Source organism: Pseudomonas sp. P1_F7, assembly GCF_056405655.1.
Window position 1 is genome coordinate 263,500 of the sequence record NZ_JBFUBR010000017.1, and the last position, 11,522, is coordinate 275,021.

An 11,522-nucleotide genomic window follows, 5' to 3' on the forward strand; every position below is an offset into this window, starting at 1 on the left:
CCTACCGGCCGACCTGATTTTGCTGCTGCACACGGTCCAATTGTGGGAGCGAGCTTGCTCGCGATGACGGCCTGCCAGCCGACTCAATTCTCACAGGCGAACGAACCCCGCGATCAGGCCGGCCGGTAGGCCGCCTCGCTTTTGCTTTGGCTTTTGATCTTCTTGCCCCTTCGTGAGGCCGGGCCCACGGAGCAGGACCGGAGCGAGGGCACCCTGAGCCTAAGCGAAGGGCGAACGTCAGGGGCAGAGCGTTTTGGTTACTTTGGCGCTCTTCCAAAGTGACCCGCCGTAAGGGCAGAACCCTAAGCCGCCGTTACCGCAAAAACGGATATGTACACCCTCAAAACAAATACCGCCTGCCCCGCAGCCACCCCCGATGATTATTTTTTGTCGGCCATCGCTTGCGTGTCGCGGCCGATAGTTGGGCACCGTGTCCGGGCTGAGCAAATCTGACCGGAGCCTAATAATGATAAAAAAAAGCTCGGCCACAGCCGGAGTCCGCCGACGACTTCACCGGCTTGGCCACACCCGCCCGCAACCCCTTGCGCTGGCGATTCTTGCTGTACTCACGGGGCCGACCTGCGCCACCACATTTGACCTCAACGAAGACTGGAGCCTGTCGACCAAGACCAGCCTGAGCCTGGGCAGCAGTTGGTCGACGCAAAACCCCGACAAAAGCCTGATGACCCGGGCCAACGCCTTGCAGGCCCAGGGCGTGAATGCCAATGGCAGCAGCGTCAGCGCCGACGACAACCGGCTGAACTTCGAAAAGGGCGACCCCATCTCGCAGCTCTTCAAGGGCCTCACCGATTTCAGCCTCGATGGCCAGGGCCAGGGCGCGTTCATTCGCTTCAAATACTGGTACGACCACGCCTATGAAACCGGCAATGGCCGCTTTAAGGATTTCGACGATTCGGGCTGGGACGATCTGGCCAAGTTCAAGGGCTTCCAGGTGCTCGATGCCTACGTCTGGAAAGACTTCCAGGTGGCCGAGCATCCGCTGAGCGTGAAGGTCGGTAACCAGGTGTTGTCCTGGGGCGAGGCGCTGCTGATCCAGAACGGCATCAACGTGATCAACCCTCTGGATATCTCGGCGTTCAACCGTCCCGGCGTGGAGATCAAGGAAGGCCAGTTGCCGGTGGAGATGGTCTCCTTCAGCTTCGGCCTGACCGACAGCACCAACCTCGAAGGTTTCTACCAGTACAACTGGCGCCCCAGCGTCCTCGACGGTTGCGGCACTTTCTTCGCCAGCAGCGATGTGATCCAGCCGGGTTGCGGGCCGCTGTTTCTGAGCCAGGTACAGACCGATCAACAGATGCAGGCTGCGGGTTTGTTCGCCACGTCCCGGGGCAACGAATCGCCGTCCGACAACGGCCAGTTCGGCTTTGCCCTGCGCCAGATGATCCCGGCGCTCAACGATGCGGAAGCGGCGATCTACTACATCAACTATCACTCGCGGTTGCCGTATTTCACTATCAATGCCAGGAACACTGCCTCGCCCGGCACCTTTCCCGGTGGCATCCAGGGGCCGAGCTATGCGGCGGCCTTCCCGGAAAACATTCACCTGTACGGCATCAGTCTCAACGGCATCGAGCCAGTCACCGGGATTTCCCTGGCCGGTGAGCTGAGCTACCGGCCGAACATGCCGATCGCGATCAACGCGCCCGACGTCAACGTCGCGGTGATTTCCGGGCCGGGGGGCAGTTCCTGGGTGCAGTTGCCGCCCGGCTTCAACACCACCAATGGCAGCCAGTTTGATGCGTGGGAACGCAAGGGCGTCTGGCAACTGACCGGTTCGGCCACCCAGGCCATCGACAACGTGCTGGGCGCCACGCGCCTGAGCCTGTTCGGTGAAGCCGGTGTGGTGCACATCGAAGATCTCGGCGACGAGCGCCTGGGCCGTAACGCCGCGTTCGGTCGCAGCGCTCCGCGTAACGGCACGCTGTGCAACACAGTGGCTTCCGGTGTGACCAACCAATACTGCACCGACAAGGGCTTTGCCACCGATTGGTCGTGGGGTTATCGCCTGCGCGCCAGCCTCGAATACAGCGATGTGTTGCCGGGCATCAACCTGATTCCGGCGGTCAACTGGCGGCATGACATCTCGGGCTATTCCTACGATCCGCAAGGGCCGTTCCAGGAAGGCCAGCAAGCGCTGGGCGTGAGCCTGACCGGCGTCTACATGAACGATTACAGCGTGGAACTGGCCTACAACGCGTTCTTCGGTTCCAACGATTACAGCACCCTCGACGACCGCGATTTCGCATCCGTCAGCTTCAAGGCAGACTTCTAAGGAGAACCATTATGCGTATGCAATTGTGCGTGCTGGCCCTGGCCTGCACCGTCGGCCTGGCCCAGGCCAAAGGCACCGATTCGGCGGCACTGGGCAAGACCCTCACCCCCATGGGCTCGGAAATGGCAGCCAATGCCGACGGCAGCATTCCGGCCTGGACCGGTGGCCTGGCGAGCAACGCCGGTACCGTCGACAGCAAGGGCGGCTACAGCGATCCGTATGCCGCTGAAAAACCGTTGTTCACCGTCACGGCGAAGAACGTGGCGCAGTACGAGAAGTTTCTCAGTCCGGGGCAAGTCGCGTTGTTCAAGCGCTTTCCCGACACTTACAAGATGAACATCTACCCGACCCATCGCAGCGCCAACCTGCCCAAGGATGTGCTGGCGGCGAGCCGCGACAACGTGGCCAAAACCAGCATGGCCGACGGCGGCAACGGTCTGCACGATTACGCCAGGGGCATTCCGTTTCCGCTGCCCACCGAAGGTCTGGAGGTGATGTGGAACCACATGACCCGTTACCGCGGCGGCAGTTACGAGCGCATCAGCAGCTCGGCGCTGGTGCGCGAAAACGGCGCCACCAGCTACGTGCGCAACCAGTCGCTGATCAACTTCGCCGACACCGTGGGCGGACTGGAACCGGGCTCGAACATCCTGTTCATGTTCAAGAGCCGGGTCCTGGAACCGGCGCGTCTGTCCGGCGAAGCAGTGCTGGTGCATGAGCCGATCGACCAGGTCGCCGAGCCTCGTTCGGCCTGGCAATACCTGCCGGGGCAACGTCGTGTGCGTCGTGCGCCGATGATCGCCTACGACAACAGCGCCCGATACAGCAACGGCCTGATCACCGCCGACAACATCGACGGCTATAACGGAGCGCCGGATCGCTTCGACTGGAAACTGGTGGGCAAGCAAGAGCTGTTCATCCCTTACAACAGCTACAAGATCGGCAGCCGCGACCTCAAGTACGACGCCGTGATCCAGCCCAACCACGTCAACCAGGACCTGGCTCGCTACGAGAAGCACCGGGTGTGGGTGGTGGAGGCGACCCTCAAGCCTGATGCGCGGCATATCTATGCAAAGCGCCGGTTCTATGTGGACGAGGACAGTTGGCAGATCGCCCAGTCGGACCAGTACGACAGCCGCGGTGAGCTGTGGCGCAGCGGTGAACTGCACGCGATCCAGCAGTACGACCACGGCTTTACCTACAACGTGCTGGAAACCTCCTATGACCTGATCTCCGGACGCTACTACGCCGGCGGCCTGGCCAACGAAGAGACCGAGCCGATGCGCGTGGGCTTCGCCGCCAAGACCGACGACTACACCCCGTCGGACCTGCGGCGCTGGGCCAAGTAAACCGGACACCGTAAATCCCCTGTGGGAGCGAGCTTGCTCGCGATGGCGGCGTATCAGACGACATCAATGTTGGCTGTACCGGCTTCATCGCGAGCAAGCTCGCTCCCACAGGGATCTGTGTGTGCTGATGTTTTTGCTAAAGGAGATCTGCCGTGCGCTACTGGATATCCGCTCTGGCCCTGGGCGCGAGCCTGGGCACTGTTCACGCCGCAACCCTCGACCGACAGCAGGCGAAAGCCCTGGCGCAGGAGGCCTACGTGTTCGCCTACGCCACGGTCGAACACGACAAAGTGCTCAGCGCCATTGCCGCCAGGCTGCCGTTCAACCGCCTCTACAGCGAGCCGCGCCTGCTCGGCCCGCAAGACAACAAAGTGGTGTCGCCGAACAACGACACCTTCTATTCGCGCGCCTTGCTTGATTTGCGCAGCGAACCAATGGTGCTGGACGTGCCGGCCGTGCAAAGTCGCTACTACAGTTTCCAACTGGTGGACATGCGCACCGACAACCTCGACTACATCGGCACCCGCGCCACGGGCGATCAGGCCGGGCGCTACCTGATCGCCGGGCCGGACTGGAAAGGGCCAATGCCATCGGGTTTCAACGCTGTGATTCGCTCGCCGAGCCGGTTGGTATTCCTGTTGGGACGGACCGAGGTCAAGGGCGAAGCGGATCAGAAAGACGCCGCGCAAGTGCTGAAGGGCTACGCCTTGCAACCGCTGTCCAAAGCAAGTGGCGGCGCGACGCCTGAACCGGTGGCACCGCTGCAACTGCCAGCGTATACAGACACCAAACAAGGGCCGGCGCAGGCGCTGTTCAGCACCTTCAACGCGTTGGCGCCGCTGCACCAATGGACCGCCAGCGAGCAGAAAAAACTCGCCCGTTTCGCCGCCATCGGCGTGAACCCGGGCGTCGCATTCCAGGCCCCGGCGGACTTGAGCGAAGCCGTCGCCCAGGGTGCCGAAGCCGGCCGCGAGCAGGTGCGCGCAGCGTCCAGCCAGCTCTCGGTGGAGCAGCAGGGCTGGTTGCCGTCGCCGTCCAACGTCGGCAAGTTTGGCGACGATGACCTGACCCGTGCCGCGGTCGCCTGGCGCTACATCTACGCCAACAACGCGCAGGAAGCGCTGTACCCGATGGCGCTGCACGATGCCGAGGGGCAGGCGCTCACCGGTCAACACGCCTATCGCCTGCATTTTCCCGCCGGGCAATTGCCACCGGTGAATGCGTTCTGGTCGCTGACCCTGTATGACGGCAAAACCCAGTTGCTGGTGGCCAACCCGATCCAGCGTTATGCCCTGGGCGACCGCAGCCCTGGTCTACAATACGATGCCGACGGCGGCTTGACCCTGATCCTGCAAGCCGATGCGCCCAAGGCTGCACCGCAGGGCAACTGGCTGCCGACGCCGCAAGGTCCGTTCAACCTGCTGTTGCGCCTGTACCTGCCCAAGGGCAGGGCGTTGGACGGGAGTTATCAGTTGCCGACGATAACGAGGATCGAATCATGAACCTGATTTTCAGTCGCCGCCGGGTGCTGGGTGGCATGGGGGTATTGGGCGGCAGCCTGATGTTTCCACGCTGGTTGCTGGCCGCCGATTCCGATGACCTGCGGCAGATTGCCAAAGAGGCGTGGATTTACGCCTACCCCATGCTCATGCATTACCAGACCATGGAAAAACAGGCGCTCAACCCGACCGCACCGGAGTACGTCGGCGGCTTCAACCGCTTTCGTCATTACAGCGAGTTGTTTACCCCGAACAACCGCGACATTGTCACGCCGAACAACGACACGCCGTACTCCTGGGCCTGGCTCGACCTGCGCAGCGAACCGCAGGTGTTGAGCGTGCCGGCGGTCGATGACGACCGCTATTACGTGCTTCAACTGGTCGACCAGTACACCCACAACTTTGCCTATGTCGGCGTGCTCAGCACCGGTCGCGAAGCGGGAAACTACCTGATCGCCGGACCGGGCTGGCAAGGCCCGACACCGGACGGCGTCAAGGCCGTGCTGCGCAGTGAAACCGAAATCGTCATGGTGCTGGGGCGCACGGGCCTGAAAAACGCCGGGGACTTGCCGGCGGTGCGTGCATTGCAGAAGGAATACGGTTTACGTTCGTTGCACGAATACATCGGCGGTGCACCGCCCGTGGCTGCGCCGGCGATTGTCTGGCAACCCTGGGACAGCAAGACCGGGTTGGGGCTGGAGTTTATCCCGGCGCTGAACCAGATCCTCAGCCTGTGCCCCACGCAACCGTCCGAACAAGCCTTGCGCGCACGCTTTGCCCGGATCGGCATCGTGCCCGGTCAGGGTTTCGACGTGGTGGCTCTGCCGGCCGATGTGCGCCAGGCACTGCTCGCCGGGATTCAGGACGCCCAGGCGCAACTGCAAACCGCAGTGAGCCAGGTACGCACCACCCTCGGCCTGTTCGGCACTCGCGAAGCGATGAACGGCAATTACCTCAACCGCGCTGTGGCGGCGAATGTCGGCATCTACGGCAACAGCGTGGAAGAGGCCTTCTACACCGGCACTCGCCTGGATAATCAGGGTCAACCCTTGCAGGGCGGGCGAAGCTATCGCCTGCGTTTCGCACCGGGGCAATTGCCGCCGGCCAGCGAGTTCTGGTCGCTGACGTTGTATGACTTGCCGGACCGGCAACTGGTGGCCAACCCGATCAATCGTTACTGCCTGAGCAGCCGGGATCAGTTGCAAAAAGATGCGGACGGCGGGTTGACGTTGATCCTGCAGAACGCCGCTCCGCCTGCGCAGAGCAACTGGTTGCCGACGCCAGCGAGCGGGGCATTCAGCCTGGTCCTGCGCCTGTATGGACCCGGGCAGCAGGTGGTCAATCAACGCTGGCAAATGCCAGCGATTGAAGTGGTTACTGCCTAAGCCGCCTCGCTTTTGCTTTTGCGTTTGCTTTTGACCTTCTTGCCCCCTCGAGAGGCCGAGCGCAGGTTCTGCGCAGTGGGCAACCCGGCATGGATGCCGGGTTAGCCGCCCCCGGCCATGGATGGCCGATGGCGGCGGGCCCACGGAGCAGGACCGGAGCGAGGGGATGCCGAGCCTAGGCGAGGCACCGAACGTAAGGGGCAAGAGCCCTTGGTTACTTGGGGCTTTTCCAAGTAACTCGCTGTAAGAGCGAAACCGCCAGAGGCCGTTACCGCAGCAATGGATATGTACACCCACAAAACAATCATCGCCTGACACATAGCCATCGCGAGCAAGCTCGCTCCCACAGTGGATCTGTGTCGTTCACAAATGCTGTGAGCTGCATGGATTCCAGTGGGAGCGAGCCTGCTCGCGAAGGCGATATCAAGGCGTAACGATATTGAACTGCGGCGCAAAGGTATCGAGGCTGCTCATCAACTCCCCAAGCTTCTTGCCATTGCCTTGCAACTTGATCAGGCCTTTCTGGATCGCCGTCGGGATATCCAGTTGCTTGAGGCTGATCTGTTCCAGGGTGGCCTTGCTCATGCTCACGCCGGCATCCGCCTGGGGATTGAGCCCGGCACGGTGGGTCAGCACGCCATTGCGCAGGGTCAGGTTGAAGTCCTTGTTCTGATCCTCGAAGGTCCAGTTCAGGGTCAGGTCATGGCCGACGGCCTTTTCACTGTCCAGGCGCACCGCCAGGAAGTCGAAGAACATCTGCGGGCTCATCGCCCGCACCATGTCCACCGATACCGAAGTGCCGGCATTGGGTGGTACGCCGTTGCGCAGTTCCATGGCACCGGTCAGGTACATGTTGCGCCAGGTGGCGTTTTCACTTTGATAGCCCATTTGCTCCAGCGCCTGGGCCTGGGCTTTGCGCGCATCGCCGTTGTCCGGGTTGGCGAACAGCAACTGATTGCCCAGTTGCGCGGCCCAGCGGTATTCGCCTTTGGCCATTGCCGCCTGCATTTTCCCCAGCACCGCCGCATCGCCGCCCATGGCTTCGACCGAACGCTTGGCCGTTTCTACCGGTGGCAACGGATTGAGGTTGGCCGGGTTACCGTCATAGAAACCCATGTAGCGCTGATACACCGCGCGGGTGTTGAAACTCAGTGAGCCGTAGTAGCCACGGGTGTACCACTTCTGGTCCAGGTTGCCGGGCAGTTTCTTGATCGAGTCGGCGATTTCCAGCGGCGTCAGGCCCTGGTTCAGCAGGTGCAGGGTGCGGTCATTGAGGAAGGCGTACATGTCGCGCTGGTCGGCGAGGAAGGTGCGGATGCGTTCGCCGCCCCAGGTCGGCCAGTTGTGCTGGGCGAACAACACGTCGCTCTTGTCGCCGTAACGCGCCAGGCTGCCGTCCAGGTACTCGGCCCAGGCTTTGGCGTCACGCACTTGCGCGCCGCGGGGGGTGAGGATGTTGTGCATCATTTGCGTGGCGTTTTCCGCCATGCACAAGGCGCGCAACTGCGGCAGGTACAGGTTCATCTCCGCTGGCGCCTCGGTGCCCGGGGTCAACTGGAATTCCACATCGAGGCCGGCGATGGTGCGGGTTTGCAGTTCCTTGTCGATCAGGTCGGTGGGCGGGATCAGGGTGACGGTGCCGCCGCTCGGCGTGCTCTTGCCCAGGCCGGCGTCGACCTGGCCTTTTTCGCCACGGGGCAGCAGGCTGCCGAACTGGAACTGCGCGCGGCGGCTCATGGCGTTGCCGGCGTAGACGTTCTCGCTCATCACGTGTTCCATGAACCCGGCGGGAGCGAACACCTTGACTTTGCCGGCCTTGACGTCGGCTTCGTCGATGACCCCGCGCACGCCGCCGAAGTGGTCGACGTGGGTGTGGCTGTAGATCACCGCCACCACCGGTTTGTGCGGACGGTTCTGGTAGTACAGGTCCAGTGCTGCCTTGGCAGTTTCGGCCATGGTCAGCGGGTCGATGATGATCAGCCCGTCGTCGCCTTCGATGATGGTCATGTTGGCCAGGTCAAGGCCGCGCACCTGATACAGCCGAGGGCTGACTTCGAACAATCCGGCATGGGCGCTGAGCTGGGCCAGGCGCCAGAGACTCGGGTTGACCGACTCCGGGGCCTGGTCTTTGGCGAGGAAGTCATAGGCCTGGATATCCCAGATGACCTTGCCCGAGGCGTCCTTGACCTGGCCCTTGAACGGCGCGATCAAACCCTTGGTGACCGACTCGTAGTCGGTGCGGTCGGTGAAGGGCAGTTGTTGCAGCACGGCGGCGTTACTGGCCGTGGTTTGCGGGCTGGCCGCGACCGGTCCGTCGGCGGCGACCACCGATTGCGCAAGGCAGGCAGTGATCAGGCAAGCGAGCAGCCCACGAGGGCTCAAGGTGAAACGAGGCATGGCGTCTCCGTTTTTTATCGTTATGGTCAGACCAGCTTCGAGGGTAGGGCGGGGTTCGGGCAGGGCGATCATCAGCAACGGACAAAAAGCATTCAGGGCCGCTATCCTTGGGCCATGCATATCCAGCAGGTTGACCCATGCTTGAAGTCCATGGCGTTTTCAAAAGCTACGCCACACCGCAGGGGCCGCTGCCGGTGCTGCAAGGCGTCGACCTGACGCTCAGGCCCGGCAGCAGCCTGGCTCTGATGGGCGAGTCGGGCAGTGGCAAAAGCACCTTGCTGCACCTGATCGCCGGGCTGGACAGGATCGATCGCGGCAGCATCCGCAGTGGCGAACATCATCTGGAACAGATGAATGAAGGGCAACTGGCGAACTGGCGCCGTACGGAAATCGGCCTGGTGTTCCAGCAATTCAACCTGATCGGCAGCCTGCGGGTCGAAGACAACCTGGCGATTCAGGCGCGTCTGGCCGGGCGCCATGACCCACGCTGGCAGGCGCATCTGGTGCGGCGCCTGGGCTTGGGCGAGCTGCTGCGGCGCTACCCGGAGCAACTGTCCGGCGGCCAGCAGCAACGGGTCGCACTGGGCCGGGCGCTGGCGTCGCGCCCGCAACTGCTGCTGGCCGACGAGCCCACCGGCAGCCTCGATGAAACCACCGGCGCCGAGGTGTTGCAGTTGCTGCTGGAATTGCTCGACGACAGTCCCACCAGCCTGTTGATGGTCACCCACAGTCCCGGCGTGGCGGCGCGGCTGGCGGAAAAAGCCTTGCTGTGCGGTGGTCGTCTAGCCAGTGCGGGCGAGCGCTGACATGCGCATCTTTGGCGAAACCCTGCGCGCCCTGCTCAGCCACTGGCGGCAGCACCCGGTGCAGTTTTTCAGTGTGCTGACCGGGTTGTGGCTGGCCACCGGTCTGCTAACCGGCGTCCAGGCACTCAACAGCCAGGCCCGCGACAGCTATGCCCGCGCCAGTCAGTTGATCGGCGGCGAACCCCAGGCCAGCCTCAGTGCGCCCGGTGGCGGGACGTTCCCGCAACAATGGTTTATCGATCTGCGCCGCGCCGGGTGGCCCGTGTCACCGGTGCTGCAAGGGCGGGTCACGCTCAAGGGGCACGGAGAGCAGCGCTTGCAGTTGATGGGTATCGAGCCGGTGTCGCTGCCGGCGGGCGCGGCGGTGGCCGGGCAGGCCCTGGCGATTGAACAGGTCGTCGATTTTTTCAGTCCGCCGGGCAGTACCTGGATATCGTCGCAGACCTTGCAGGCACTGGGTTTGCGCGAGGGTGACCGGCCACTGAACCTGGCGGGCGCGGCACTGCCGCCGCTGCATGTGCAGGCCGACATGGCGCCCGGTGTGTTGCTGGTGGACATCGGTTTTGCCCAGCAGATTCTGGGGTTGCCGGAGCAACTGTCGCGGCTGCTGTTACCGAAGGACTTCACCGCGCCGCTGCCGGAGCCGCTCAAGGGCCAGCTGCAACTCAAGCGCGCCGGCGAAGAAAACAACCTGACGCGCCTGACCGAAAGCTTTCACCTGAACCTCGATGCCCTGGGGGTGCTGTCGTTCGTGGTTGGTCTGTTCATCGTGCACGCGGCCATCGGGTTGGCACTGGAGCAACGGCGAGGCTTGCTCCGGACCTTGCGTGCCTGCGGTGTGAGTGCGCGGATGCTGATCGCTTGTCTCGCCGTCGAATTGGGTGGACTGGCCCTGATCGGCGGTGTGGCCGGGGTGATCAGCGGCTACCTGCTGGCCGGCGTGCTGTTGCCGGATGTCGCCGCCAGCCTGCGTGGCTTGTACGGCGCCGAAGTGGCGGGGCAGTTGAGCCTCAGCCTGTTGTGGTGGTTCAGCGGTATCGGCCTGAGCCTGATCGGCGCGTTGCTGGCCGGGGCCAGCAGCCTGCTGCGGGCGGCGCGCTTGCCCTTGCTTGCCCTGGCCGACCCGCAAGCCTGGCATCAGGCCCATGCCCGCTGGTTGCGACGCCAGGGTGGGGTGGCGGCAATGGCCGGGATGATCGCGCTGCTGGCGCTGATCTTCGGCGACAGCCTGGTCAGTGGCTTCGTGTTGATGGCGGCGCTGTTGATCGGTGCCGCGCTGGCGTTGCCGGTGGTGCTCAGTTCGCTGCTCAGTTTCGGTTCGCAGCGCAGTCGCTCGGTGCTTGGCCAATGGTTTGTCGCCGATTGTCGCCAGCAACTGCCGGCCCTGAGTCTGGCGTTGATGGCGCTGCTGTTGGCCATGGCGGCGAACATCGGAGCCGGCAGCATGACCGCGGGGTTCCGCCAGACCTTCAGCGACTGGCTCGAACAACGGCTGACGGCCGAGCTTTATCTCAATCCACAGAACCCGGCTCAGGCCAGGGAGCTGCACAGCTGGCTCAACCAGCAGCCGCAACTGGCGGCGGTGCTGCCCAACTGGCAGGTTTCGATCCAGTTGCAGGGCTGGCCGACCGATCTGTCCGGGATCATCGACCACCCGACCTATCGCCAGCACTGGCCGCTGCTCGAAGCCTTGGGCGACAATCCTTGGGAACGACTGGCCAAGGACGATACGGTGATGCTCAGCGAACAACTGGCCCGGCGGCTGCACGTGCAACTGGGCGATCACCTGACGC

The 11,522-nt window shown here is 63.2% G+C and carries 7 protein-coding genes; 6 read left to right on the forward strand and 1 reads right to left on the reverse strand.

Features of this window, described 5'->3' with window-relative positions; translation table 11 throughout:
- Window positions 1–466 precede the first annotated feature (466 nt).
- From AC1D1M_RS24905 to AC1D1M_RS24920, 4 genes are all read left to right on the forward strand, one after another.
- On the forward strand, window positions 467–2,293 hold the full coding sequence (locus AC1D1M_RS24905) for a DUF1302 domain-containing protein (protein ID WP_477777655.1): 1,827 nt from the start codon (window positions 467–469) through the stop codon (window positions 2,291–2,293).
- A gap of 11 nt (window positions 2,294–2,304) precedes the next feature.
- A complete protein-coding gene (locus AC1D1M_RS24910) occupies window positions 2,305–3,642 on the forward strand; it encodes a DUF1329 domain-containing protein (RefSeq protein WP_477777656.1) in 1,338 nt (445 codons plus the stop codon).
- A gap of 152 nt (window positions 3,643–3,794) precedes the next feature.
- The gene (locus AC1D1M_RS24915; protein ID WP_477777657.1) at window positions 3,795–5,144 is read left to right on the forward strand and encodes a DUF1254 domain-containing protein; all 1,350 of its coding nucleotides are present in this window, start codon (window positions 3,795–3,797) and stop codon (window positions 5,142–5,144) included.
- Complete coding sequence (locus tag AC1D1M_RS24920) at window positions 5,141–6,526, forward strand: DUF1254 domain-containing protein (RefSeq protein ID WP_477777658.1); 1,386 nt, start codon at window positions 5,141–5,143, stop codon at window positions 6,524–6,526. Before AC1D1M_RS24915 ends, AC1D1M_RS24920 begins: the two co-directional genes overlap by 4 nt.
- 423 nt (window positions 6,527–6,949) lie before the next feature.
- Here AC1D1M_RS24920 and AC1D1M_RS24925 read toward each other — a convergent pair whose 3' ends face one another.
- The gene (locus tag AC1D1M_RS24925) at window positions 6,950–8,923 is read right to left on the reverse strand and encodes an alkyl/aryl-sulfatase (protein WP_477777659.1); all 1,974 of its coding nucleotides are present in this window, start codon (window positions 8,921–8,923) and stop codon (window positions 6,950–6,952) included.
- Window positions 8,924–9,060: 137 nt separating this feature from the next.
- Here AC1D1M_RS24925 and AC1D1M_RS24930 point away from each other — a divergent pair, with 137 nt between their 5' ends.
- Window positions 9,061–9,729: an ABC transporter ATP-binding protein gene (locus AC1D1M_RS24930; RefSeq protein WP_477777660.1), complete on the forward strand. Its 669-nt coding sequence runs from the start codon at window positions 9,061–9,063 to the stop codon at window positions 9,727–9,729.
- 1 nt (window position 9,730) lies between these two features.
- The coding region (locus tag AC1D1M_RS24935) for an ABC transporter permease (RefSeq protein WP_477777661.1) at window positions 9,731–11,522 on the forward strand (1,792 nt) is incomplete at its 3' end.